The following is a 24,132-nucleotide window of genomic DNA, read 5'->3' on the forward strand; positions in this document are numbered from 1 at the left end:
GCGCTTTACCGAGCCTATGCAACGTGCGTGCCCGCAATCCCGATGACTGCGGAAAACCCTAGAAAAAAGGCTTAAAGCGCCGATTTGCCCTATCGGCCGCGCATGAACAGCGAATCCAGCTCGCGAACCGACAGCTGGCGCCAGGTCGGCCGGCCGTGGTTGCACTGGTCCGAACGTTCTGTTGCTTCCATCTGACGTAACAGTGCGTTCATCTCGTCGATGGTGAGCTTGCGGTTGGCCCGCACCGCCCCGTGGCAGGCCATGGTGGACAGCAATTCGTTCTGGGCGCGCTGCACCACCGTGCTCGCGTCGTGCTGGCCCAGTTCGGCCAGGACGCTGCGCGCCAGCTCCACGGGATCGCCGTCGGCCAGCGTTCCGGGCACGGCGCGCACCGCTAGCGTGCGTGCCGAGAAGGGAGTTATTTCCAGGCCCAGCGTCGGCAGCACTTCGGCGCAGGCCTCGGCCGTGGCCACTTCCTGCGGCGTGGCCGCGAAAGTGGCCGGAATCAGCAGCGGCTGGCTGCTGATGGACGCACCGTCGAGCTGCGCCTTGAGCCGCTCGTAGACGATGCGCTCGTGCGCCGCGTGCATGTCGACGATCACGAGGCCCTGGCTGTTCTCGGCCAGGATGTAGATGCCCTGCAGCTGGGCCAGCGCGCGGCCCAGCGGCCAGGCTTGTTCGTTGGTGGCGAAGGCGGCAGCCTCCGTGTTTGCCGCGGCCGCGGCCACGGGCAGCCCGACAGGGGCCTGGAACGTTGCCGCCGCCGCACTGGCCTGGGGCCAAAGAGACGATGCGGTCGATTCCGCCGCATGCTGCGCCGGCTGCTCGCTGCGCCGGGGCCACATCGCCTCGAAATCGCCGGCGCCGCGCTCCTGCGATGTGAAATTGATGGCGGGCTGAGCCCAGCTGGCGTTCGACGGCAGCGGGGTCTGCTTGAAAAATGGCTGCGGAGCCGCACCCGCTGGCGCGACTGCATCTCCGGCACGCGGGGCGGCCAGCGCGTCCTCGATGGCATGGCGCACCGCCTGATGCACCTCGCGCCCGTCGCGAAAGCGCACCTCGATCTTGGTCGGGTGCACGTTCACGTCGACCCGCGCCGGATCGATCTCCAGGTACAGCGCGTAAATCGGCTGGCGCTGGCCGTGCAGCACGTCTTCGTACGCGCTGCGCACCGCGTGCGACAGCACCTTGTCGCGCACGAAGCGGCCATTGACGTAGAAGAACTGCTGGTCGCCACGCGAGCGCGCCGCATCCGGAATGCCGGCACGGCCGACCACGCGCACCGGGCCGCCTTCGCGATAGACGGCCACGCTCTGCGCTACGAACTCGTCGCTCAGCGCATCGGCCAGCCGCTGCTCGCGCGTGGTGGCGGCGCGCCACTGCTCGACCAGCTTGCCGTCGTGCCACACCGAAAAGCCCACCTCGGGCCGCGCCAGCGCATGACGGCGCACCGCCTCGATGCAATGGGCCAGTTCGGTGGCGTCGGTCTTCAGAAACTTGCGGCGCGCGGGTGTTGCAAAGAACAGTTCGCGCACCTCGACTGTGGTGCCGGTGGAGCGGGCCACCGGCCGCAGCTCGCCGGTGCGTCCGTCGAGCGCGAAGGCCGTGTCGGAGCCAGTGAAGCGCGAAAGAATGCTGAGCTCGGCAATCGCATTGATGGCGGCCAGCGCCTCGCCGCGAAAGCCCATCGTGCCGACCGTCTCGAGGTCGTTGAGGCTGGCGATCTTGCTGGTTGCATGGCGGCGCAGGGCCACCGTGAGTTCCTCGCGCGGAATGCCGAGGCCGTCGTCTTCCACCGAGATCAGCCGCACGCCACCCGAGGCCAGCCGCACCGTGATCTGGCTGGCGCCCGCGTCGAGCGCGTTGTCCAGCAGCTCGCGCACCACCGATGCGGGGCGCTCGACGACTTCACCGGCGGCGATCTGGCTGATCAGTTCGTCGGGAAGTTCGCGGATCGGGCGGCGTTCGGTGGGGGTGATGGAAGTGGGGAGGGCGCTCACCGGGGCATTCTAAAAGCCGTGTCGTTTTCAGCGTGGCATCAGGGTGTTCGACGGCAGCGTCTCGTCGAGCAGCTTGCGCGCCGTCTCGACTCCGGCTACGGGCAGCAGCTTCGCATCGAGCAGGCCCACCTGCACCAGCACGCTGGCCTGATCCCAGTAGATATGCTCGTGATAGAGCTTGTCGCCGCGGAACTTGATGACCGCGAGCAGTGGCACTTCGACGCGCTTGCCCGTGGGCGCGACGCCCGGGAGCATCCACGGGATTTCGGTGGTGTGGGTGAAGCAGAACAGCATCTCGTCCACCACCTGCGTGGCGCCCACCGTGCGCGAGATCGGCACCAGCGAGGTGTCGGGCGGATTGCTGTTGACGAAGTGGTTCGTATAGAACGCATGCAGCGCCTTGTAGCCCACGCCGCCGGTCATGGTCGGGATGTGGTTGACGTACGGCTCGGCCACCATGGTCGACATGGTGTCGTCGACGTTGCGGGTGGCGAACTCGCATTCGCAGTGCTTGTCCCACAGCGCCGAGAGGTCGTAGTGCGGGCCGATGGCGTCCTTCAGCGTGGCGATGCTGCGCTCGTGCGCCATCAGCGCCGAGGGCTTGTGGAAGTGCTCGCCGCCGGCGCGTGCGAAGGCGTGGTCCATGCCGGGATACACGTAGAGCGAGACACCGGACCGGCCCCGGAGCACGGCGACGATGCGGTCGCGCGCCTCGGGCGGGCAGAACTTGTCGAGCTCTGCGATGTGCAGCGTGAGCGGGCGCTTGATCTTGTCGGCTTCGTCGAGTGCGGCGTCGATGCCCACGCCGTAGTAGCCGACGGCAACATCCGCATCGGTGCGACAGGCCGCCAGGTAGGCCAGCTTGCCGCCCAGGCAGAAGCCGAGCACGCCGACTTTCTTCGAAGGCACCTCGGCGCGGCCGCGCAGCGCATCGATGGCGGTCTGCATGTCTTCCATGCCCTTGGCCTCGTCGAAGCCGCCGTAGAGCGCGAAGGCGCGTTGCCAGTCGTCTGGCGAGTAGCCCAGCTCCACGTTCGGCTCCTGCCGCCAGAACAGGTCAGGCACCAGCGCCACATAGCCTTCTTCGGCGTAGTAGTCGGCCACCTCGCGCATCGTGTGGTTGATGCCGAAGATTTCCTGCGCGATCACCAGGCCCGGGCCGGTGCCGGCTTCGGGCAGGGCGAGGTAGCCGCGGAAGGTACCGCTGCCATCAGCGGCTTTCATCTGGATGTACTGGCCTGTCATCGTGTGTTTCTCCGGGTGGGGTAAGTAAGTCTTATGGCTGCTGCAGTTGCTTGAACATGACGAAGGCATCCACGAAGCCATGCTGCGGATGCCTGAACGCGCCGGGCAGCGTGCCGACGATGGCAAAGCCCAGCTTGCGCCAGAGGCGCACCGCGCCTTCGTTGGTGGACACCACGAAGTTGAACTGCATCGCGCGAAAGCCCATGCGCACGGCCTCCTGCTGCGAGTGTTCGCACAGCGCCGATGCCACGCCCAGGCCGCGCGCGGCCTCGGACACCACGTAGCCGCAGTTGCTCACGTGCGAGCCGTGCCCGGGCTGGTTGGCCTTGATGACGTAGGTGCCGAGCACCGCGCCCTGCGCGTCGCAGGCCACGAAAGTGGCGGCGGGCAGGTTCATCCACGCATGACGGGCCTCGGCTTCGGTGACGTCGGTCGCGAAGGTGTAGGTGTCGCCGCGGCGGAAGGTGGGTTCGAGCACGGACCAGATGGCCGGCCAGTCTGCGTCGATGGCAGCGCGTATGTGCAGCATGGGGTGATTCACAGGGCGTTCGGTTTCAACAAGGATAATCCGCGGCCATGGAAATCATCAGCTTTCTCGTCGACTTCATCCTTCACGTCGACAAACACCTCGAGGCCTTTGTCATTGCCTATGGCCCCTGGGTCTATGCCTTGCTGTTCCTCATCGTCTTCGTCGAGACCGGTGCGGTGGTGATGCCGTTCCTGCCCGGGGACTCGCTGCTCTTCATCGTTGGCGCACTGTGCGGCGCGGGGCTCATGAACTTCCCGCTCGCCTGCGGGGTCCTGATTGCGGCGGCCATTCTGGGCGACCAGTGCAACTATTCGATCGGCCGCTACTTCGGGCCGAAGGTGTTCCAGTGGGAGAACTCGCGCTTCTTCAATCGCAAGGCCTTCGACCAGGCCCACGGCTTCTACGAGCGCTACGGCGGCATCACGATCATTCTTGCGCGCTTCATGCCGTTCATTCGCACCTTTGCGCCCTTCGTGGCCGGGGTGGCCGAGATGAGCCGCGCGAAGTTCACCATGTTCAACGTGGTGGGCGGGCTGATCTGGGTGCTGGGCATTGCAACAGCGGGTTACTTCTTCGGCAATCTGCCGTTCGTGCGCCAGCATCTCGACAAGATCATCTGGGCGCTGATCTTCGTGCCGGGGTTGCTGGCGATCTTCGGCGCATGGCGCGCCTCGAAGGCCGAGAAGGCACGCGAGGCGCAGGCCTCGCAGGCCTGACGATTGCCTGGCCGATCAACCAGCAAAAAAAGCGCGCCACTGGCGCGCTTTTTCGTTCAGGCCGTATCTCAGTAGTTCGGGCCGTTGCTCGGGTAGTAGCCGCTGCCTTGCGGATAGCGCTGCTGGTTGTAGTAGTTGCGTTCGTCGGCATTGCGGCCGACCTGGTTGCCGATGATGCCGCCGATGGCCGCGCCACCCACCGTGCTTGCAGTGTTGCCGCCGATGGCGTGACCCACCAGCGCGCCGCCGACGGCGCCCACACCAGTCCCGAGGTTCTGGTTAGGGCCGCTCGCGCAGCCTGCAATCGTCATGACCGAAGTGGCTGCGAATGCAGCGATCCAGAGACGTGTGTTCATGATGTCCACCTTTCGAGGAGTGATGAGTCATCATGTCCAGAAGGCCGGTGGCATCTGTGTAGGAGCCTGCCGCGCCTGCCTGTGCGGACTCGTGGGCCGCACGGCGTGGGACAGCAGTGCACGCTTTGGCTTTACAAAGTCGCGCGGCCGATCAGAGTTGCCGGCTGCGCGCCAGAGGCGGGTTCTGCGCAAAGTAGCGCTGGATGCCGCGCATCAGCGCGTCGGCCAGGTTCTCCTGGTAGTCGACGCGGCGCAGGTTGGCTTCTTCTTCCGGATTGCTGATGAAGGCTGTCTCCACCAGCACGCTCGGGATGTCCGGCGCCTTCAGCACCGCGAAGCCGGCCTGTTCGACCTGGCCCTTGTGCAGCCGCGCGCCGATGTTCTTGATCTCGCCGAGCATCGCGCCGCCGAGCTTCAGGCTGTCGTTGATCTGAGCGGTGGTGCTCATGTCGAGCAGGGCACGCTGCACCTGCGCTTCGTGGCCGCCGACGTTCACGCCGCCGACCTTGTCGGCATCGTTTTCCTTGTTGGCCATCCAGCGTGCCGCGCTGCTCGACGCGCCGCTCTGGCTCAGCGCGAACACGCTGGCGCCGCGCGCGGCGGGCGTGGTGAAGGCGTCGGCGTGGATGCTCACGAACAGGTCGGCCTGCACGCGCCGCGCCTTCTGCACGCGCACGCCCAGCGGCACGAAGAAGTCGGCGTCGCGCGTGAGAAAGGCGCGCATCGGGCTGCCGTTCACGCTGCTTGCGTTGATGCGCTCGCGCAGCCGGTGCGCCACCTGCAGCACGATGTCTTTCTCGCGCGTGCCGTTGGGGCCGATGGCGCCGGGGTCTTCACCGCCGTGGCCGGGGTCGAGCGCCACGATGATGATGCGGTCGGTGCGGCTGGCCGTGGCGGCGGTGCTGCTGCCGCCGCGTGCGGCAGCCACCGGGGGAGGGGGCGCCACAGGCCTGACGGGCGCGGTGCCCACCACGGGCGGTGGCGGCGTGATTAGCACGGGTGGCGGCGTCTGCGGGCCGGGGCGCATCGACTGTTGCGCCATCAGCTCGCCGAGCGGATCGGCCGCAGGTGCGGCCGGGGCCGAGGGCACGATGCCGGCCACGGCCGGGGCGTTGTTCGTGTTGCTGCCGCTGCCCGCGCGAGGCGCATCGCGCAGGCGCTCGGCAATCAGCGCTTCCATCGGGTCGATCGCCTGCTCGGGGTACAGGTCGAGCACCAGCCGGTGCTTGTACGCGGCCACGGGCGCGAGCGAGAACACCTGCGGCACCACGGCCTGCTTCAGGTCGAACACGATGCGCACCACCTTCGGCGCGTTCTGCCCGACGCGCAGGCCGTTGATGAACGGGTCGCCCGGCTTGATCTTGCCGACCAGCTCGCGCAGTTCGGGGCTGAGGTCGATGCCCTCGATGTCGACGGCAAGCCGCGGCGGGCTGCCCACCACGAGCTGCTGCGAGTTGAGCCGCGCATCGGATTCGATGGTCACGCGCGTGTAGTCGGCTGCGGGCCACACGCGCACGGCGAGGATGGTGGCGCCGCGGGCGATCTGGTGCACGCCGAGCATCAGCGCGATGCTGCCGCCTTGCAGCAGCACGCGCCGTTTCAGGCCGGTCGCCTTCATGCGGCGATGCGCGCCAGCAGATCGCTGCCGCGAGGGGTGTTCGCGAGGAGGGTCACGCTGCGTGTGTCGTCAGTCATTGCTTCTATTTTAATAGCGAGGTCGGCAACCGGTGTGCGGCCCGCGGCGTTCTCTGGCCATTCGGCCAGCTTGAGGCCCGGTCCCGCGAAGATGTCGCGGAAGCCGGCGTCGTCCCATTCGCGCGGATCGGCGAAGCGGTAGAAGTCGAAATGGAAGATCTGCAGGCCGTCGGGCGCCTCGTGGGGCTCTACGACTGCATAGGTGGGGCTCTTGATGCGCCCTGCGATGCCGAGCGCGCGCAGCAGGTGTCGAACGAAAGTGGTCTTGCCGGCGCCAAGGTCGCCATGCAGCGCGATGAAGGCATCGCGCAATGCGGGCGAGGACGCGAGGGCCAGCGCGAAAGCGTCGGTGTCGTCCTCGCTGCGCCAGCGCAGGCTGCGGGCGTTCTGGGTCGTTTCTACAATCGGCAAGTGATCGTCAGCCATCCACTCGTTGTTCGTATTCAGGCTTTGGCCCGGGAACTCGGATTCTCCCAAATCGGAATCGCGGGCGTCGATTTATCGAGCGCCGAGGCCGGTCTGATGCAATGGCTGGCCCATGGGTTCCATGGCGAGATGCAATACATGGAAACACACGGCACGCGCCGCGCCCGTCCGGCCGAGCTGGTGCCGGGCACGGTGAGCGTGATCACCGCGCGCATGGACTACCTGCCGCGCAGCACGCAGCCCGAGTGGCAGGCCATCGAGTTCGACCGCCTCACGCGGCCCGGCGAGGCCATCGTGTCGGTCTATGCGCGGGGCCGCGACTATCACAAGGTGCTGCGCAACCGGCTCGCCAAGCTGGCCGAGCGCATTGCCGAAGAGGTCGGCCCCTTCGGCCACCGCGCCTTCACCGACTCCGCCCCCGTGCTCGAAGCCGAGCTGGCCTCGCGCAGCGGGCAGGGCTGGCGCGGCAAGCACACGCTGGTGCTCGACCGCGATGCCGGCTCGATGTTCTTCCTTGGTGAGATCTATGTCGACATGGAACTGCCGCCGAGCGAGCCCGTCACTGCGCATTGCGGCAGCTGCAGTGCCTGCATCGACATCTGCCCGACGCAGGCCATCATCGCGCCGCAACGGCTGGATGCGCGGCGCTGCATCTCCTACCTGACCATCGAGCACAGCGGGCCCATTCCGCTGGAGCTGCGTCCGCTGATGGGCAACCGCATCTACGGCTGCGACGACTGCCAGCTGATCTGCCCCTGGAACAAGTTCGCGAAGAAGAGCGAGCTGCCCGACTTCGATGCGCGCGAAGGACTCACGGGGCGCACGCTGGCTGAGCTTTTTGCGTGGACCGAAGAAGACTTCCTGCGCCGCACCGAAGGCAGCCCGATCCGCCGCATCGGGCATGAGCGCTGGCTGCGCAACATCGCCGTGGCGCTGGGCAATGCGGCGCGAGCGGGCGAGGGCGATGCGCAGGAGGCACTGGCGACGCGGGCCGAACACCCGAGCGAACTCGTGCGCGAGCATGTCGCGTGGGGCCTGGCGCAGCAGGCCGCGAGCTGACGCTTCAGGCCGGCAGGATCTCGCGTACCCGCCCCCATGGCCGGCACATCAGCGTGCCGCGCGGCGACACCACGATGGGCCGCTGCAGCAGGATGGGGTGCTCGACGATGGCGTCGAACAGCTGGTCGTCGGTCCACTTCGAATCGGCCAGCTTCAGTTCTTCGTACGGCGCTTCCTTGGTGCGCAGCAGTTCGCGCGCGCCCATGCCCATCGCCTTCGCGAGCTCGCGCAGCTTTTTCTTTGGCGGAGGCGTTTCCAGGTACAGGACGATCTCGGGCTCCACGCCGCTTTCGCGGATCAACGTCAGCACGTTGCGCGAGGTGCTGCAGTTGGGCTTGTGGTAGATGGTCATCGGGTAGACGGTGGTCGGTGTGCGTACGGTCATGGTGTCGATGATAGAAAACAGGGCTCAGCCTCCCGGAGCGCTCGGGTCCATGGTGAAGGGAAAGCGCGCAGCCCAGAACTCCGCCAGCCGAGGGTCGGCATCCACGCGGCGCACCACCCGGGCCATGCGCGGCGCCACGCGGTAGAAGCGCCTGCGGCCCGGCGTCCAGCGCGACATCACGGTCACGTACAGGTCGAGCATGCTCAGTTTCTCCCCCAGAAGGTAAGGCGCGGGCTCGTCGATCTGCGTGTCCATCAGGTGCCAGCAGTGCGCGATGCGCTCGGCAGAGCGTTCGAGCATCGCGGCTTGTGCGGCGGGGTCGGGCACGAGGCGCTGCGGGTCGTCGCGCACCCAGAACAGCGAGTAGATGGCCGCCGGCAGATAGACCATCCAGCGCAGGTAACGCGAGCGCAGCGGATCGTCGGATGCGGGGCAGAGCCCGGCTTGCGGATAACGGTCGCCGAGCCAGATCAGGATGGCCGCGCTTTCGGTCATCACCTCGCCCGAAGGCAGCACCAGCGCGGGCACCTGGCGCATCGGGTTGACGCCCGACACGCGCTCGCGCTCGGCATCGCTCTCCCACGTGGCGACGTCGACAGTTTCGACCTGCGCGCCGATCAGCGTCAGCGCGGCATGTATCGGCGTGGCGCCCGAGCCAGGGGCGCCGTAGAGGGTGTAGCGGTCTTCGCGGGCGGATGATGAAGAGCTCATCCGCCCAGATTACTGCAGGCCTGCGCCTGTTGTCACGCAGCTGCCAGCAGCGCGTCGACCTTCTTCAGCCCTTCGAGAGTCTTGAAGCAGGCCTCGGCCACTTCCGTGCCCTTGACCGCGAAGTGGCGGTGGAAGTACTTGCGGTGCTCCACATGCTCGTGGAAGTGGTGCGGCGTGAGCACGGCCGAGAAGATCGGCACGTCGGTCTCCAGCTGCAGCGACATCAGCGTGCTGACCACCGTGTTCGCGACGAACTCGTGGCGGTAGATGCCGCCGTCCACCACCAGCGCGCAGCCGATGATGGCCGCGTACTTGCCCGAGTTGGCGAGCCGCTTGGCATGTAGCGGAATCTCGAAGGCACCGGGCACGTCGAATATGTCGATGAGCTCGCGCGCCACGCCGAGGCGGTCCATTTCTTCGAGAAAGGCGTCGCGCGCCTGGTGGACGATGTCGGAATGCCACTGCGCCTCGACGAATGCGATGCGCTTGCCGCGCGGCGAACCCGACGCGGTAACGGCAGAAAGGGGAAGGTCGTTGATCTGACTCATGGTGTGCCTCTTGAAAGCAGGTTTCCTGAATCAGGGCGCACGAAACCGCAAGGCTACCTGCGCGCACGGCAAAGCAATGCGCGCGAGCGAGCCCGCATTTCGCGCTCTCTTTCATCCGGACTGTGACCGTCGGCTTCGGAATCGCACCGAAATCTGCTGACCCTGAAACTTGTTGCAAGCTCCAGGCGCTCGCGGGCTTGTACGGCCTTTTTTCAGAAGAGCCGCCATTACCGCCGGTGGGGAATTGCACCCCGCCCTGAGAACGCTTGCCGCCCGGCGAACCGGACAGCGGGGGCGATTCTAGGAGCCCATCGCCGTACGGACCTGTCGCCCGCGCGGCAGACCTTCGCTCGAGCGGGGATTTTCTTCAGAAACGATACGTGGCGGCCGCAGTCACTGTACGGCGCTGGCCGTAGAAGCAGTCGCCGCGCGCCAGGCATGTGGTGATCTGCACCTTGTCGGTCAGGTTGCCCACGTTGAGCGACAGGCGCAGTGGGCCGTTGTCCCAGGCGACCATCGCATCCAGCAGCGTGACAGAGGGCACGGGGTTGGCGTCCATGCCGTCCCATGACTTGCCGAGGTAGCGCACGCCGCCGCCCACCGAGAAACCCGACACGCCGCCGATCGTGAAGCGGCGCATCAGCCAGGCCGAGGCCGTGTGCTTCGGCACGCCCGAGATGCGCTTGCCCAGGTCGGCGCCGTTGCTGCGCGACACGCGTGCGTCGGTGTAGGCGTACGAGGCGATCCAGTCCCAGTCGCGCCCGATGCTGCCCTTGTACTCGAGCTCCAGGCCCTTCACGTGCACCTCGCCGAGCTGGATGCTGTTGAGCGGGTTGGTCGGGTCGGTGGTCTTGCGATTGGTGTCGCGCAGGTCGTACACCGCCGCCATGAACGAGGTGCGCTGGCCTTCGGGCTCCCACTTCACGCCAGCCTCCCACTGCTTGCCGCGCTGCGGCTTGAAGGGCGTGTTGTTCACGTCCGCGCCGCCCAGCGGCAGGAAGGACTCGGCATAGCTCAGGTACGGCGCCCAGCCGCCGTCGGCCAGGTAGACGATGCCGGCGCGCTTGGTGGTGGCCTTGTCGTCGACCGCCACCGCGGGGCGGCCCTCGGTGTCGGTGGTGGCCTTGTCGTGGCGCAGGCCGAGCAGGCCGATCCAGCGGCCGTACTTGACCTGGTCCTGCACGTAGATGCCGGCCTGCTTCTGCAGCACCGCGGGCTGCCGCGTGAGGAAGGTGGGCGCCGTGTAGTTGCCGTACACCGGCGCATACACATCGAGCGCGCCCGCGCGGCCGCGGCCGGTGAGCTGCGAGGTCTCGTTGCGCTGGAAGTCCGCGCCGACGAGCAGCGTGTGCTCCACCGCGCCGGTCTTGAAGTGCGCCTCGGCCTGGTTGTCGATCAGCAGCATCTTGCCGCCGTTGAGCTGCACCACCAGGTCGCGCTCGATGGTGCGCTGGTCGGCGTTGAACACCGGTCGCGCCGGGCGACTGGTGAGCCGGTTGGCCGTGAAGCTGGTGTAGGAGGAGTTGTAGACCACCTTGCTCTCGGTCGAGCGCAGGTTCTGCCTGAAGGTCCAGGTGTCGTTGAAGCGGTGGCTGAACAGGTAGCCCAGCGAGGTGTTGCGCGTGTCGTAGCGGTCGAAGCCCGGCTCGCCGGTGAAGGTCGAGGTGGGAATCTGGCCGTACAGCGACGGCAGCAGCGTGCCCTGCCATGGGAAGAAGCCGATCAGCGAGCCGCTCTTGTCCTTCTGGTAGAGCGCCTGCAGCGTGAGCGAGGTGTCGGCGTTCGGGCGCCAGGTGAGCGAGGGCGCCAGCAGGATGCGGTCGTCGGGCACATGGTCGACCTGCGTGCCGCTGTCGCGGTTCACGGCCACCAGGCGATAGAGCCACTTGCCTTCGGTGTCGAGCGGACCGGTGAAGTCGGCCGCCACCTGCTTGCGGTTGTGGCTGCCCAGCTGCACCTGCACCTCGCGCTGTTGCTCGGCCTGCGGCCGCTTCGACACCAGGTTCAGCACGCCGCCGATGCCGCCCTGGCCGTAGAGCACGGAAGAGGGCCCGCGCAGCAGCTCGACGCGCTCCAGCATGTACGGATCTACGCGCGTGGTGTTGTAGGTGCCGTAGCTGCGCTGCAGCCCGTCGAGGTACTGGATGGCGTCGCCGCCGCGCACCTTGAACGAGTCGACGCGGCTGTCGAAGTAGCTCGACACCACGCCGGCCGTGTAGTTGGTGGTCTCGCGCAGCGTGAGCGCGCTCTGCGCCTCCATCTGGTCGCGCGTGACCACCGAGATGGCCTGCGGCGTTTCGATCAGCGGCGTGTCGGTCTTGGTTGCCGAGCTTCCGCGCTTCGCGACGAAGCCGGTCACCGGGCCGGTTGCGGTCTCGCCCGAATCGCCCGATACGGTGACGGTGGGCAGTGCCCTGCGGGGCTCGCCGGCTTCGTCTTTTTCTTCGGCATAGGCCGGTACGGCGGCGCTCAGCGCCACGGCGGTGGCCGCGAGCGTGGCGCGGCGGGTGTGTGAAAGGTGCCACGTCGGGCGGCGATGCTTCTTCGATGTCATGTGCAGCTTCTCCTGAGTCCTGCGGTAAGGGGAGTGGCTGCGGCGCGCAGCGGGGCGTGCCATGGCTTCTCGGATTCGGTTCAATCCGGACGAGCGCTACCGGCGGCTCGCTCAATCAATCAAGGCTGACGGCCGGTGGGTGTTGTAGGTTTTTCTTGCGTCGTCGGGGGGAGCAGCCGTTGCGGCTGCGGTCTTCGTTCCTTCGAAGACGGCTGGCGGCCCGTTGCGGGCGGCTGGCTGAGGCCGCGCGATTATAGGAAGAAAGGTGTCAGCGCCCGGAGAGGAACTGCGTCATGCGCTGCAGTTCGTCGCCGAGCGCTGCGCGAAAGGCCGCGTCGCGCGGCTTCTTGCCGGCATAGCCGAAGGCTGGCTTCAACCGGCCTTCGGGCGCGGTGACGTTGGCCCACCCGATCACGCGGTCATGCCACAGCATCGGCAGCGCGTAGTAGCCGAACTGGCGCTTGGGCGCGGGCGTGTAGGCCTCGAACTTGTACGTCCAGTCCCAGAGCAGTTCGAAGCGGCGGCGGTCCCACACGACGGGGTCGAAGGGGGCGAGCAGGCGTACGGCGTCGTCGGGCGCGTGGCGGCGCGAGGCCGGGTTTTCGTCAGCGGGCCAGTACCAGGTCGTCCCGTCGATGCGGCAGCTTGCGAGCAGTTCTTCGCGGGCGATGCGCAGGGCCGCCTGCGTTTGCAGCGAGAGATGCGGCGCACCGTAGCCGAGCAGGCGCACGAGGTAGGTGAGGCTCGCGGCAGGCAGCGGCGCGTATTTGCGCACCACCAGTTCGATCAGCGCGGCGGCGCGCCGTGCGCGGCCGGCAGGGCTGTCGTCGGCGGGCTGGTGCGTCACGGCCTCATAGACGCGCGTGCCGCTGTCGCGCCGCACCACGCGCAGCATGCCGCGATAGTGCATTTCGTCGAGCAGGTGCGTGGTCGCGTTGCTCGAGCCGCCCCAGTAGTTCTTGATGCGGCCATGCGCGAAGTGCTGCTCTACCTGTCGTGGATGTACTTGGCCGTGTTCCTGCACGTAGGCGAGCACATCGGCGGCCTTGCGCCGCGTGTCGGCGTCCCATGTGCGCTTGGCTTCGCGCGGGTGCATCAGCGCGAGATGTTCGCGTGGCAGGAAGCCGTAGTTGACGAGGCAGTCTTCTTCGACGGCGAGGCGGGTGTAGCGGTTTTCGAGGTCGCCCGCGCGGTAGTCCTTCACACGGTGGCGCAGCGTGAGATCTTGTGCGCGTGCGGGCGCGCGAATCGGGTCGGCCTGCACGAAGCCCAAGTGCCGGATCGCGGCGGGCAGCGTCGTGGGCTTGAAGAGGGTGCGCGCCACCGTGTAGCGGCGCAGGTCGTCGAGGGTCGGGGCAGGCATCAGCGGATTGCAGCACAGGCGGCGGACTTTCGCTTTGCTGCGTTGTGCGTTGGGCTCCGTTGTCGTTCAGGGCGCTCACGCCGACGGGGTACCTTGCTCCGCGAATGTCCTCCGCCCTTCGGGCTCCCCCTTTATTTCGCTGCGCAAGGCACCCCATCGGCGTGAGCGTTCAGCGCCGCTGCAGAAGCTGCATTTGTTGGCGGTCGTCGGGACTTCGTGCCGCATGGAGCGGCTATTTCGCCGGGTTCTTCTCTAGAGTGGATGCCCCTGTCACTCGATACCCCAACAAGGGAAGAAGAAAGGCGCAACACACACAGCCACCGAGATGTTTGAAGGCTGCTTGCCTCGCGGCAGGTTGTCGGTGCGAAAGCAGCGATGCAGATGCGAGGTATCAAAAGGCGACGGCCGGGGCGTTATCAGCACCCCAGCCGTCTAACCAAGTTCGTGCACACCCCCTAAAGGAACCGCACAAAAATGGCTACCAAGACTATAACCCGGCCTCGCACGCCGGTAGCTTCCGAAGACAACGCCCAAGACCCGGCGGATCTTCTCGAAAACACCCTCTCTCAACTCGAAGCTCTACTGTGGGTCTGCCACGGGGAAGAGATCGACTGGTGCAGCGGTGATGGGCCTCGACGACTGGACAACCTGCTTTGGCTTGCGGCTGAACTGGCGCGCAAGGCCGGAGAGCTGTTCCAGATGAGCGAGAAGGCGCGGCGTGGGGCGCCTGAGACCGGCGGTTAGCGGCCGGTCCGCGGGCTGCGGGTTTCGCGGCCCGCCTGAGGCCTTCGTGGTGAAGGGAATTCGGGTTAATTGAAGTTTGCGGGGTAGGGCTCGATGGCAGCTATGTGTTCCGAGCTGATCGGCGGTGGACAATGCGGGCATCTGCTTTGCAGCGATGCCGTCGTTGGCGCTGGCGAGGTGGATAGGTACTATCGGCCATAACCAATGGGATGGACGCCCCCACCCGTACCGGCATCGATGTGCCACAGTGGAAGTGTCAGCAACCACTTGAACTGAAAGGGGCGTCCACCATGAAGATTACGACTGTTGGCATTGACCTGGCAAAGAACGTGTTCCAGGTTCACGCAGTGGATGAGCATGGCAAGGTCGCGTTGCGCAAGCAACTGCGGCGCGACCAAATGACGGCATTCTTCGTGAACTTGCCTCGGTGTCTCATCGGCATGGAGGCGTGCGGCAGCGCCCACCACTGGGCGCGAACCCTGCAGGGCTTCGGCCACACGGTTCGCTTGATGTCGCCACAGTTCGTCAAGCCGTATGTGAAGAGCAACAAGAACGACGTGGCTGATGCGGAAGCCATCTGCGAGGCCGTCACCAGACCCAACATGCGATTCGTGCCGGTGAAGAGCGTCGAGCAGCAAGCCGTGCTGTCGCTGCATCGCGCGCGCCAAGGCGTTGTCATCGCCCGCACGGCGCAGGCGAACCAGATTCGCAGCCTCCTGGGCGAGTTCGGCCTGGTCATCCCGAAGGGCATCTGCCACGTCGCCAAGCAAGTCCCCGAGCTGCTTGAAGACGCGAGCAACCAGCTGCCCGGAACGTTCCGCCGACTCATCGCTCGCCTAACCGAGCACCTCAAGGAATTGGACAAGCTGGTCGACGAGTTCGAGGACCAAATCAAGGTCTGGCATCGCAGCAGCGAGCTCAGCCTCCGGCTCGAGAAGATTCCCGGCATCGGACCGCTGGGAGCCAGTGCTCTGGTGGCCTCCATCGCGGATGCGAACAGCTTCGACAACGGCCGGCAGCTCTCGGCTTGGCTCGGCCTCGTGCCGAGGCAGAATTCGAGCGGAGGCAAGCCAACGCTCCTGGGCATCAGCAAGCGCGGGGACGTGTACCTGCGCACCTTGCTCATTCACGGCGCGCGCTCGGCCATTGTTGCGGCGCAGCGCAAGGCCGTGAACACCAACGTGTGGCTGGCGAGCCTGCTGAACCGACGACATCCGAACGTGGCTGCTGTGGCACTGGCCAACAAGAACGTGCGAACGGTCTGGGCACTGCTAGCCCATGGGCGGGAGTTCCGACCTAACTACGTGCCGCCGCAGCTCGCTGCGTAGCCGACCCAACCCATCAACACAGAAGGCAGGAGACTGAACCACCGATTGCTCAGGCAATCACGCAGTGATGGCAAAACAGGTTAGACCGTGGTTGGCGAAGCCCAAAACGTCCGGGGCACTCGGAGTGCGGACAACCGATAGAGGAGCCGACCAGCAAACCCCATCAGGGACAGCGGCGAAAAGCCGCAGCGAAAGTCCGAATGTACGGGTGCAATCGAACCTTCAAGTCATCATCAACTGAATGCCTGGCATATTTGGGGGCGTCCATGTACGGCCGTTCGTGCTGTCGGGCAAAATTCGGCCAGGACCCGACGTACAAACGCCAGCCACCGTCCCGAACTGAAAATGCTCCCAAGCTACTATCAATGCACAAGTTGCCGTGAGCGATTCGGGTTTGCGCATACCGAAGGCTACTACTACCTCAACTTCGACCACGTGCCACCTGGCGCTCAAGTGCCGGTCGCAGATCTGTACACCATCCCTGTACGACCTGGTTGGTGCAAGGACTGCGCCACGGTTTGCATAGTCGAAGACATTGCAGTAACGCGAGTGTTCGAGGATGCTTACGGCGCAGTCCGCGCGGGTCGACCGGTGGAATACCCCTTGCAGACAGAAAATCTCGATCTACAGCAGGCTCAGGAGAAACTGGCGGCGTATTTACGGTGGCGGCTTGAGCGTCGCCATCCTGCACGGGCACTCTGCTGTGGGGGAACAAGTTACCAGTTTCTGGACGTCGCACAGCCTCTGCTCAAGCATGCGGAGTGTGACTTTGGGGTGGTCGAGCCGCAATCGCAATACTTTATTGGAGGCGGGACCTACCGTACTTCAGGCGTTCTCAGCCCTGCGAACATTCGCGTTTACGGCGGGGAAGGCGACTTGATGGGCTTACTAACGTGGCGATCTCGCGACTCGGATACTTGGGATGTGACTCCAACCACATACTCGCAATCCATGCGAACAGAACCCGGAAGTGCTTGAGATTAGTCCCCGATACGGAGTCCCCTGCCTCCAGCGGTGCTTCGACTGAAGTCGGCCGAGGCTGTGTGGAAACGCACTCGGCACATGAGTATGCCGAACTCGGCCGCTCGACAGCGCACAGTAGAGACAGAACGCGGCCGTCAGACCAGCGCCGCAACGGGCAGACCGATCTACGCGGCGAGAGTGCGACTAAAAGGGCTCATGCCCCAGCCAATTGCATCGCCTTCATCGTCCTGGTGAATCCCAGCACCTTCATGACCCGCTTGAAGTTGTAGGCCAGCACATGCAAGCTCATCTCGGTGCTCACATGCGCCAGAGTCCTGGTCAGGAAGTGGGTTGATCCCATCCAGTGTTTCAGCGTACCGAACACGTGCTCCACGGTGCGTCGTCGCAAGGTCATGGCGTCGGGCTTGCGATCAAGGCGTTGCTGCACCCGATCAAGCACCGCTTCGTGTTCCCAGCGTCGGATTCGGCGGTAGCTGCTGGTCGTGCACTGGTCTCTCATGGCGCAACCAGGGCAGGCGCTGGGCCAATAGACGTGCAGCTTGTTGTCGTTCTTCTCCAGCGTGCTGAACCTGTAGATCGCTCGTTCACCCGCAGGGCATTGGTATTCGTCGTCCTTCGCGATGTAGATGAAGTCGGTCTTGTCGAAGCGACCCGCGGCCTTGGCGTTCGATGTCATCGGCTTGGGCACGAAGGCCGTGATGCCGTCGTCCTCACAGGCCTTGAGTTCCGTGCCATTGAAGTAGCCCCGGTCGGCGAAGGCTTGAAGTCTGGGCTTGTCCATCGCCTCGCGCGCAGCACGTGCCATCCTGTTGAGCTGCGCGCGGTCGTTGCCGACGTTCGTGACCTCGTGCGCCACGATCAAGTGGTTCTTCGCATCGACCGCCGTCTGGACGTTGTAGCCCACCAAGCCTGAACCCTTTGCCTGCGAGATCATCGAGCGTGCGTCGGGATCGGTGGTTGAACGTTGCCCATCCGGATCGTGCTGCAACTGCTCCTTGGTTTCATCGAGCTGGCGCATCTGATCGCGCAACCTCTTGATCTTGTCCTGCAGCCGCTCGGTCTTGGCTTCGACCTCCGCAGGCTGCGTGCGGTCGGCGGTCTCCAGCGCGTCCAGATAGCGCTGAATGCTTTGCTCGATCTGCTGCTGGCGTTTGTCGATCTTGGCTGGCGTGACGTTGCGGTCCCGGCTGTTCACTGCCTTGAACTTGCTGCCATCGATGGCCACGATGGCCTGCGTGAACAGCTTGAGCTCTCGGCACATGCCGACGAAGCGCTTGCAGACATTGCGGATGCCAGCGCCGTTGTCGTGACGGAAGTCGGCAATGGTCTTGAAGTCCGGGGCCAGCCGGCCGGTGAGCCACATCAACTCGACGTTGCGCTGAGCCTCGCGTTCCAAACGCCGGCTGGACTGGATGCGGTTCAGGTACCCGTAGATGTAGAGCTTGAGCAGCACCGCCGGGTGGTACGCCGGCCGGCCGGTCGCGGCTGGATCTGCTCCTTTGAAGCCGAGTGCTTGAAGATCAAGTTCATCGACAAAAACGTCGACAACGCGCACCGGGTTGTCTTCGCCGATATAGTCATCAAGACATTCCGGCAGCAGTGCAACCTGCTGTCGGTCTTCGCCTTCGATGAATCGCTTCATGGGCACCTCGCTGGGAACGGGTGCCATGATTTTATTTGGATGAGTGCCGACGGCGAAGCGTTTTCACACAGCCTCGGCCAGAACCGGGCGTTCACCGCGTCGGGCAAAATTCGGCCAGGAACAGTCGTTGAAGGCGGTGGCACTGATACTGGAGCAGTTGATTGCAAAAGCACCAGAGAAAGAAGCGCGGCATGCCACGTGATTTGGTTGCGGCTCTCGTCGTCGTCACATTTGGCTTAGCTGGCGTACTTGTCACCCTCTATGGCGACAAGTGGTTCGGCTCACCTGCGCAGCGATGCCATGATTCTTGTGCTACTCAAAACAAGGAGGGGGTGATGGCTCTTGTGTATCCAAGGACAATGACAGGTTCTAAGGATGGCCTTCGCGAATGCCATTGCCGTTGAGATCAACCGTAGCTGAGCGACTGCTTTCTGGTGTCGTTTCTCGCCGCGTCTGGTCCAACGCTCTGAGCACCTTTGCGGCTTCAGTCGGCCAAGATCGGTCGTTCAGCCGGGCGCGCAGTTTTTGCTTCCGGAAGGTATGTGCTTCATAGAAAGGATCAAGGAAGAGTGGCCACCTCTATGTATTGCTGGCGATGCAAAATCGACCTCCCGATTCTCACTGAGGAGGAATATCAACTGGTCTTCCCTACGAGTTTCATGGCACAGATACGGGAATATCGTGAGAAAACAGGGGCTGACTTAAGTCAGGCACAGGCGGACGTTGGAGAGCAAGCGCTAGCAACGTATGAGCGCATCACAGGCTTCAAAGAAACCAATCCTCTTGCTCTTTACCACCATCGCCTGAGCCTCTACGGGCCACCTTGCTCTGAATGCGGGAAACCGCTTCGAACTCCCGCCGCGAACTACTGTGCTGCCTGCAGCGCGCCGCGTGCCCGTTCCGACGCTGCACATTGATTACCGTCGACCGGTCGGCTTCGGCCAGAAGCGGCTATTCGACATGTTGGGACAATGCGCCCCAGAGCCGACGTTCAATCTGGGTTCGTAGAAGAATTAATCCATGGATTGCGATTTCACCCTTCCAAACAATCTGGCTCTTGGACTTTTGATCGCAGACCGTCTCCTTGACGCTAGCGACCTGACAGGCGAAGACAGAGTGCTTTTGGCGCAGGGGTTAAAACTCTCTTGGGAATGGGTGAAGGGGCGCGACGTTGACCCTCGTCTGCTTTGCGAATACATCGATGGCGAGGCGAACTTGCCCTTCCGGTCGACCCTATATGAGGCCAACAGCGATGCGGGCCGCGCGATGACCGCCGCTTTTCTGGTGATTGGCCTGATAGCTCTACAGGCGTGCCGTGAGATGAACATGTCACCATCCGAGAGCGTCGAGAATTTCGGTGAGGGCGAGTGGCACGCACTGATGAATATCGCGCCGATGCTGTCCGATGAAAGCCGAGCCAGGATCGCAGGGGCAAAGCTTCGCTAGGTTCGGAGCGGTATCACAGGCAACAACAGCCATTCGGCATGTCCGGCAAAATTCGGCCAGTAGCCGACCTTCACCGCCTCGGTCTACCTTCCACCCCAACTCGCCAATCACAGAAACATGACAGTCGCGATGTCACCGCTGTGGATCAAGCATCCTGACATCCCATGGGGTAGCGTCGGGTGGCGCATGGGCTGGGGTGAGGCGTACTGGGGTCAATGGAGAATTTTCTTTCTGGCCTTGAAGGAAGAAGAGCGCCACCGCTACCGAGAGACCTGGCCGGAACCTGAGTCATGGCGGGGGCTGTATGCATTTATTGAGTCGGGTGAACCCCCACCCTGGGCAATCGAACACAGGAGAAAACTGGCTGGGCCATATCCCCTGCCAAGTACCGAAGAGTCCAGCATCAGCGAGCACTACCGGGTTGTATGGTTGGTCAGGTGCCACATGAGCAAGCTGGGCGTCTACGAAGTACCTGCGAGATTTCCGTCGCCGTATCTTGGACAAGCACTGGATGAGGGCGACGTAACGTTCTATGCGGAACCGAACGGCGCCTGGTGGCGTTTGTCGATGCCAAAAAGTGGCGGGCTTATGCTGAACCGATTGACGCAACCAAACGCCCCTGACATGTTGCTGTTCCGTAAGGCATAGCGGCTGTCGGCCACAAGCTGTCGCTTGACTTGGTCTGCTTCGGATAGGCTAGCCTACAGACATGAGCAAATCTGATCCCGATGCAGTTTCCTATTCGTTCGTCGTGCGCGGCATTCACGAAGATGTCTTTGGCTTATTCTCTAAGCGCTTCCCTCGATTCACCGGCGGTGTCGGAGTGAGAGAGCCGCGAATGGTCTATCACCGCGTCGAGTGCACAGTCGGCGACATCAGCGATGCTCTGGCTTGGATCCGAGAGACGCTGTCGGGGAAATACGCAGCGCTGGAACTCGGTATCAATATCTATACGCCGCGCAACTGGGCAAACCTAGACGTGCCGACCGAGGTCGTTGATGCGGCTCACGAGCACGGGATACCTCTTCGGGTCATGTTTGCTTCACCGGCCGTCTAAGGTAGACCCCGCAAACAACGCGCATCGGCCGTCCGCTTTGCGTCGATAAGGCCGACCTTGCGAAGGACTGCAACGGGCCCAAAAGAGACGTCCCCGATCCTCGATAGCAGACATCCGAAAGACGTTGTACTGGCCTACTCAGGCTGCGTTCTCCGCTAGGATCCTTCGAGCGATCTCATCAACCCCTTCCTCGCTTTCTCCTGGGCTCGGGTTCAAGGCCAGGCGCAAAAGGTACGGCCCGACGGCCATTGCGAGCCTGGGTGACGGAGCGACAAGTTTGTCGAGCACCCAGTACTTCCAGATATGGTCTTCAGACTCGAAGATCATGCACAGATGAGGTGCCAGTGGTTCACCTATGCCAGCCAGAAAGGGAATCAAGACCTTCGCAACAGGCCAGTTGATGTCTTGCATCCAAGCGATCAACTCAGGGAGAAGCGCGTCGACAGCCGGATAGCCAAGAGCGACGATCGCTTCGGCCTTCGGCAGGTCGTGCTTGTCGACCGGCAATAAGTGGGCCATCTTCTTAGGCAATGAGTTCTCCCGCATGTTCAACAGCCACTACTGTCTGACAACAGTAGCTCGACCGACCGAACTGGAGAGCGATCACTCGACCCCCTGCGACCATTTAAGAGATCCTGCGGCCCAAGCCGTGCCTTCCGCATACGCGACGGCCTCGGCAAGCGTGGGGAAAACCGCGGATGCGTGTACGGGATATGTACTTGGTGACACTGGAGACGCCCACTGGACATCGAAACCAGCGACCAAGGAGTCGTTGCAGATTTCTGGTGGATCTTGGCGGTCTCCTGTGCCGTAGCGGACGTTGCACTGCACGACACGAACACCCGTAGGAATTTGTCCGTCGTACAGCCATGTACCCTCTCTTGCGATTGCCTTCATGGTCAGTTTGGATGTCTGCTCGTGGCCGATAGTACCCCTCCGACCAGCGCTATCGCAGGTCAGCACCCAGTCTGAATCGAACATTGAACGCAGTCACTCCAATTTCGACCGCGGCCAGGATCAGCCCTTCGAACTTCTGCTTGTCCGCTGCTCGTCTCACACAAAAGCTCAGTGGTGCGCTCCCGCATGCTCATCTGCGATCCGCAGCAGCGGTCAAGCTGCCAGCGTCACAGCTGCGCTCATTGTGCGCAGGCCATCGGGTGCTCCCTGCAGCGAAATAAATATGGAGCCCGCAGGCTGCGGGGCATTTGTGGAGGGGGAATGCCCGGTGGTCCGTGCCCGCGCCCTGAACAATGAACAGCTCTAGACAGCCTGCTTGTGCCGCTCGATGCAGACGTCCAGCGTTTCCGCGCCGGGCCGCTGCCACCAGTCAAGGTTCGAAAAGATCTCGACCTCGCTGAAACCGGAGAACCCCGCGTCCTCGACCCACCCACGGATCTTCTTCAGCTCGACCACACCATCACCCATCATCCCGCGATCACTCAGCAGATCGCGCGTAGGCGTGAGCCAGTCGCACACGTGGTACGCCAGCAGACGCTCACGACCGGCGCGGGCAATCTGCTGCTGCAGCTTCGGGTCCCACCACACGTGATAGATGTCGAGGGCCACGCCGAGCATGCCGCTCTTGCCTGCGTCGAGTTCGTCGCAGAGGTCGAGTGCGTGTTCCAGCGTGTTGATGCACGCGCGGTCGGCCGCCTGCATCGGGTGCAGGGGTTCGATGGCGAGCGGCATGCCGACTTCGCGAGCGTATTCGAGCGATGCGGCGATGCCGTCGCGCACCTCGCCGCGCGCGCGGCCGATGTCCTTGTAGGCGACCTTGCCTTCGAGCGTGCCGGGCAGGGCGCCGACCACCAGCACGAGACAGGGCGCATCGAGCGTTTTTGCTTCGTCGATGGCGCGGCGGTTGTCGTCGAGCGCGGCCTTCAGGCCGGCCGCATCGGGCGCGGGGAAGAAACCGCCGCGGCAGTAGCCCGAGAGGCCGATGCCGTGCGCCTTCAGTTGTTTCGCCACCTTGTCGAGTCCGACAGCCGCCACCTGGTCGCGCCAGGGGCTGATCGCGCGGATGCCGCGCTCGGCGCACTGGTCGATGATGCGGTCGAGCGAAACCTCCGCGCCGCACTGCTTGCGCACCGTGGCGGTGTTGATCGACAGCCAGTCGTGGTTCTGAGAGAAATCGCGCATGGTCCGAATCAGCCTTCCACGCCGTGCAAAGCCAGCAGCGTCTTCATGCGCTGAATCGCCAGCTCCGGCTGCTCCAGCAGGTTGGCCGCATCGGCCAGCCGGAACAGCTCGGCAAAGTGCTGCAACGAGCGTGTGCTTTGCTGACCACCGACCATCGTGAAGTGCTTCTGGTGGCCGTTGAGCCACGCCATGAACACCACGCCGGTCTTGTAGAAGCGTGTGGGCGCCGCGAAGATGTGGCGCGACAGCGGCACCGTCGGGCCGAGGATCGCGTGGAACTTCTCGGTGTTGCCCTGCGCAAGCGCACCGAGGGCGGCGCTCGCGGCGGGGGCGATGGCGTCGAAGATGCCCAGCAGCGCATCGCTCTTGCCATGCGTCGGCTCGCTGCCGAAGCCGTCACCGGCAATCAGCTCGGCGTAGTTGAAGTCGTCGCCCGTGTACATGCGCACGCCCGGCGGCAGGCGCCGGCGCATCGCAATTTCCTTGTCCTTGTCGAGTAGCGAGATCTTGATGCCGTCGACCTTGTCCGGATGGGCCGTGATGATGCCCAGCGCCGTGTCCATCGCCGCATCGACATCCTTCGTGCCCCAGTAGCCCGCCAGCGCCGGGTCGAACATGTCGCCCAGCCAATGCAGCACTACCGGCTGCTTCGCCTGGCTCAGGATGCGGTCGTACACGCGCTCGTAGTCGGCCGGGCTCTTGGCCACGCGGGCCAGCGCGCGGCTGGCCATCACGATCAGCTTGCCGCCGAGTGCCTCGATGGCGGCCATCTGCTCTTCGTAGCCGCGGATCACGTCGTCGACGCTCTTCACGTCGTCGATGTTCAGGTGGTCGGTGCCGCAGCCTGACGCAACCAGTGCGCCCGGCATGTCCTTGGCTGCATCGAGAGACCGGCGGATCAACTCGAGCGAGGTCGGCCAGTCCAGGCCCATGCCGCGCTGCGCGGTGTCCATGGCTTCGGCCACGCCCAGGCCCAGCGAGAACAGGTGGCGGCGGTAGGCGATGGTGGTGTCCCAGTCGACTGCGCATTGCAGCCACGGGTCGATGGCCGCCAGCGGATCGGCCACCACGTGCGCGGCCGAGTAGGCGATGCGGTTGAACTTGATGCCCGCATCGGGCTTCACCGGTGCGGTGCCGCGCAGCGCGTAGGGCGCGAGCGTGCCGCCGGCGGTAGGGAGGTTCAGCGAAAGAGCCATGGCGAGGGA

General features: G+C 64.4%; 22 protein-coding genes and 1 riboswitch. Of the genes, 7 read left to right on the forward strand and 15 right to left on the reverse strand.

Translation table 11 applies throughout. The features are described from left to right. Positions 1–89 precede the first annotated feature (89 nt). From mutL to ACTG4X_RS13230, 3 genes are read right to left on the reverse strand one after another with little or no spacing between them, the layout of a single operon-like run. Positions 90–2,000, reverse strand: coding sequence for a DNA mismatch repair endonuclease MutL (gene mutL, locus ACTG4X_RS13220; protein WP_440533978.1), 1,911 nt, complete (start codon positions 1,998–2,000; stop codon positions 90–92). Between the two features lie 27 nt (positions 2,001–2,027). Next, complete coding sequence (locus ACTG4X_RS13225) at positions 2,028–3,245, reverse strand: dienelactone hydrolase family protein (protein ID WP_440533979.1); 1,218 nt, start codon at positions 3,243–3,245, stop codon at positions 2,028–2,030. Positions 3,246–3,276: 31 nt separating this feature from the next. Further along, entirely contained in the window at positions 3,277–3,774 is a 498-nt protein-coding gene (locus tag ACTG4X_RS13230; RefSeq protein ID WP_440533980.1) for an N-acetyltransferase family protein, read from the reverse strand. Between the two features lie 47 nt (positions 3,775–3,821). On the opposite strand from ACTG4X_RS13230, the gene ACTG4X_RS13235 reads away from it, so the two are divergent. Then, on the forward strand, positions 3,822–4,490 hold the full coding sequence (locus ACTG4X_RS13235) for a DedA family protein (protein ID WP_093057801.1): 669 nt from the start codon (positions 3,822–3,824) through the stop codon (positions 4,488–4,490). 68 nt (positions 4,491–4,558) lie between these two features. Here ACTG4X_RS13235 and ACTG4X_RS13240 read toward each other — a convergent pair whose 3' ends face one another. The 3 genes from ACTG4X_RS13240 to tsaE form a co-directional block, all read right to left on the reverse strand. Beyond that, positions 4,559–4,846 carry a glycine zipper domain-containing protein gene (locus ACTG4X_RS13240; RefSeq protein WP_093057920.1) on the reverse strand — a complete coding sequence of 96 codons (288 nt, stop codon included), beginning with the start codon at positions 4,844–4,846 and terminating at the stop codon, positions 4,559–4,561. Between the two features lie 151 nt (positions 4,847–4,997). Then, positions 4,998–6,464, reverse strand: a complete 1,467-nt coding sequence (locus ACTG4X_RS13245; RefSeq protein WP_093057800.1) for an N-acetylmuramoyl-L-alanine amidase — start codon at positions 6,462–6,464, stop codon at positions 4,998–5,000. Continuing rightward, a complete protein-coding gene (tsaE, locus tag ACTG4X_RS13250; protein WP_093180203.1) occupies positions 6,461–6,967 on the reverse strand; it encodes a tRNA (adenosine(37)-N6)-threonylcarbamoyltransferase complex ATPase subunit type 1 TsaE in 507 nt (168 codons plus the stop codon). The genes ACTG4X_RS13245 and tsaE overlap by 4 nt, the downstream gene beginning before the upstream one ends. Here tsaE and queG point away from each other — a divergent pair. Further along, on the forward strand, positions 6,953–8,026 hold the full coding sequence (gene queG / locus ACTG4X_RS13255) for a tRNA epoxyqueuosine(34) reductase QueG (protein ID WP_440533981.1): 1,074 nt from the start codon (positions 6,953–6,955) through the stop codon (positions 8,024–8,026). The genes tsaE and queG overlap by 15 nt on opposite strands. Before the next feature lie 4 nt (positions 8,027–8,030). On the opposite strand, the gene arsC is transcribed toward queG, so the two are convergent. From arsC to ACTG4X_RS13280, 5 genes are all read right to left on the reverse strand, one after another. Beyond that, the gene (arsC, locus tag ACTG4X_RS13260) at positions 8,031–8,411 is read right to left on the reverse strand and encodes an arsenate reductase (glutaredoxin) (RefSeq protein ID WP_093057799.1); all 381 of its coding nucleotides are present in this window, start codon (positions 8,409–8,411) and stop codon (positions 8,031–8,033) included. 24 nt (positions 8,412–8,435) lie between these two features. Continuing rightward, a complete protein-coding gene (locus ACTG4X_RS13265; protein ID WP_097199468.1) occupies positions 8,436–9,122 on the reverse strand; it encodes a glutathione S-transferase family protein in 687 nt (228 codons plus the stop codon). A 32-nt stretch (positions 9,123–9,154) separates the two neighbouring features. Next, positions 9,155–9,670 (reverse strand): 6,7-dimethyl-8-ribityllumazine synthase, encoded by a 516-nt coding sequence (locus tag ACTG4X_RS13270; RefSeq protein WP_097199467.1) that lies wholly within the window; start codon positions 9,668–9,670, stop codon positions 9,155–9,157. Between the two features lie 99 nt (positions 9,671–9,769). Next, positions 9,770–9,938: riboswitch (FMN riboswitch) on the reverse strand. Between the two features lie 99 nt (positions 9,939–10,037). Then, on the reverse strand, positions 10,038–12,224 hold the full coding sequence (locus ACTG4X_RS13275; RefSeq protein WP_440534389.1) for a TonB-dependent siderophore receptor: 2,187 nt from the start codon (positions 12,222–12,224) through the stop codon (positions 10,038–10,040). 268 nt (positions 12,225–12,492) lie between these two features. Then, on the reverse strand, positions 12,493–13,587 hold the full coding sequence (locus ACTG4X_RS13280; RefSeq protein WP_440533982.1) for a DNA glycosylase AlkZ-like family protein: 1,095 nt from the start codon (positions 13,585–13,587) through the stop codon (positions 12,493–12,495). A 474-nt stretch (positions 13,588–14,061) separates the two neighbouring features. On the opposite strand from ACTG4X_RS13280, the gene ACTG4X_RS13285 reads away from it, so the two are divergent. Continuing rightward, positions 14,062–14,331, forward strand: coding sequence for a hypothetical protein (locus tag ACTG4X_RS13285; RefSeq protein WP_440533983.1), 270 nt, complete (start codon positions 14,062–14,064; stop codon positions 14,329–14,331). Positions 14,332–14,621: 290 nt separating this feature from the next. Then, a complete protein-coding gene (locus tag ACTG4X_RS13290; RefSeq protein ID WP_097197991.1) occupies positions 14,622–15,659 on the forward strand; it encodes an IS110 family transposase in 1,038 nt (345 codons plus the stop codon). A gap of 1,177 nt (positions 15,660–16,836) precedes the next feature. Here ACTG4X_RS13290 and ACTG4X_RS13295 read toward each other — a convergent pair. Continuing rightward, on the reverse strand, positions 16,837–18,285 hold the full coding sequence (locus ACTG4X_RS13295; RefSeq protein ID WP_440533056.1) for an IS1182 family transposase: 1,449 nt from the start codon (positions 18,283–18,285) through the stop codon (positions 16,837–16,839). Positions 18,286–19,305: 1,020 nt separating this feature from the next. Here ACTG4X_RS13295 and ACTG4X_RS13300 point away from each other — a divergent pair. From ACTG4X_RS13300 to ACTG4X_RS13310, 3 genes are all read left to right on the forward strand, one after another. Continuing rightward, positions 19,306–19,731: an Imm6 family immunity protein gene (locus tag ACTG4X_RS13300; protein ID WP_093053135.1), complete on the forward strand. Its 426-nt coding sequence runs from the start codon at positions 19,306–19,308 to the stop codon at positions 19,729–19,731. Positions 19,732–19,848: 117 nt separating this feature from the next. Beyond that, positions 19,849–20,379: a hypothetical protein gene (locus ACTG4X_RS13305; protein ID WP_143042573.1), complete on the forward strand. Its 531-nt coding sequence runs from the start codon at positions 19,849–19,851 to the stop codon at positions 20,377–20,379. Between the two features lie 61 nt (positions 20,380–20,440). Further along, complete coding sequence (locus ACTG4X_RS13310) at positions 20,441–20,788, forward strand: hypothetical protein (protein ID WP_143042572.1); 348 nt, start codon at positions 20,441–20,443, stop codon at positions 20,786–20,788. Between the two features lie 138 nt (positions 20,789–20,926). On the opposite strand, the gene ACTG4X_RS13315 is transcribed toward ACTG4X_RS13310, so the two are convergent. The 3 genes from ACTG4X_RS13315 to ACTG4X_RS13325 form a co-directional block, all read right to left on the reverse strand. Then, a complete protein-coding gene (locus ACTG4X_RS13315; RefSeq protein ID WP_440533984.1) occupies positions 20,927–21,319 on the reverse strand; it encodes a DUF5071 domain-containing protein in 393 nt (130 codons plus the stop codon). 729 nt (positions 21,320–22,048) lie between these two features. Beyond that, positions 22,049–22,927, reverse strand: a complete 879-nt coding sequence (locus ACTG4X_RS13320; protein WP_093053123.1) for a sugar phosphate isomerase/epimerase family protein — start codon at positions 22,925–22,927, stop codon at positions 22,049–22,051. An 8-nt stretch (positions 22,928–22,935) separates the two neighbouring features. Beyond that, positions 22,936–24,123, reverse strand: coding sequence for a dihydrodipicolinate synthase family protein (locus ACTG4X_RS13325; protein WP_440533985.1), 1,188 nt, complete (start codon positions 24,121–24,123; stop codon positions 22,936–22,938). Between the last annotated feature and the right edge of the window lie 9 nt (positions 24,124–24,132).

Origin of the sequence: Variovorax sp. YR566 (genome assembly GCF_051992195.1) — a bacterium.
Lineage (GTDB): Bacteria > Pseudomonadota > Gammaproteobacteria > Burkholderiales > Burkholderiaceae_C > Variovorax.

Coding starts and splice junctions, on each gene's coding strand:
- ACTG4X_RS13265 (WP_097199468.1), bottom strand. CDS start 9,122: ATGAGCTCTTCATCATCCGCCCGCGAAGACCGCTACACCCTCTACGGC.
- ACTG4X_RS13275 (WP_440534389.1), bottom strand. CDS start 12,224: ATGACATCGAAGAAGCATCGCCGCCCGACGTGGCACCTTTCACACACC.
- ACTG4X_RS13225 (WP_440533979.1), bottom strand. CDS start 3,245: ATGACAGGCCAGTACATCCAGATGAAAGCCGCTGATGGCAGCGGTACC.
- ACTG4X_RS13280 (WP_440533982.1), bottom strand. CDS start 13,587: ATGCCTGCCCCGACCCTCGACGACCTGCGCCGCTACACGGTGGCGCGC.
- ACTG4X_RS13310 (WP_143042572.1), top strand. CDS start 20,441: ATGAGCAAATCTGATCCCGATGCAGTTTCCTATTCGTTCGTCGTGCGC.
- ACTG4X_RS13235 (WP_093057801.1), top strand. CDS start 3,822: ATGGAAATCATCAGCTTTCTCGTCGACTTCATCCTTCACGTCGACAAA.
- ACTG4X_RS13240 (WP_093057920.1), bottom strand. CDS start 4,846: ATGAACACACGTCTCTGGATCGCTGCATTCGCAGCCACTTCGGTCATG.
- ACTG4X_RS13295 (WP_440533056.1), bottom strand. CDS start 18,285: ATGAAGCGATTCATCGAAGGCGAAGACCGACAGCAGGTTGCACTGCTG.
- ACTG4X_RS13290 (WP_097197991.1), top strand. CDS start 14,622: ATGAAGATTACGACTGTTGGCATTGACCTGGCAAAGAACGTGTTCCAG.
- ACTG4X_RS13230 (WP_440533980.1), bottom strand. CDS start 3,774: ATGCTGCACATACGCGCTGCCATCGACGCAGACTGGCCGGCCATCTGG.
- ACTG4X_RS13320 (WP_093053123.1), bottom strand. CDS start 22,927: ATGCGCGATTTCTCTCAGAACCACGACTGGCTGTCGATCAACACCGCC.
- ACTG4X_RS13285 (WP_440533983.1), top strand. CDS start 14,062: ATGGCTACCAAGACTATAACCCGGCCTCGCACGCCGGTAGCTTCCGAA.
- ACTG4X_RS13245 (WP_093057800.1), bottom strand. CDS start 6,464: ATGAAGGCGACCGGCCTGAAACGGCGCGTGCTGCTGCAAGGCGGCAGC.
- ACTG4X_RS13300 (WP_093053135.1), top strand. CDS start 19,306: ATGGATTGCGATTTCACCCTTCCAAACAATCTGGCTCTTGGACTTTTG.
- ACTG4X_RS13325 (WP_440533985.1), bottom strand. CDS start 24,123: ATGGCTCTTTCGCTGAACCTCCCTACCGCCGGCGGCACGCTCGCGCCC.
- ACTG4X_RS13305 (WP_143042573.1), top strand. CDS start 19,849: ATGACAGTCGCGATGTCACCGCTGTGGATCAAGCATCCTGACATCCCA.
- ACTG4X_RS13270 (WP_097199467.1), bottom strand. CDS start 9,670: ATGAGTCAGATCAACGACCTTCCCCTTTCTGCCGTTACCGCGTCGGGT.
- tsaE (WP_093180203.1), bottom strand. CDS start 6,967: ATGGCTGACGATCACTTGCCGATTGTAGAAACGACCCAGAACGCCCGC.
- arsC (WP_093057799.1), bottom strand. CDS start 8,411: ATGACCGTACGCACACCGACCACCGTCTACCCGATGACCATCTACCAC.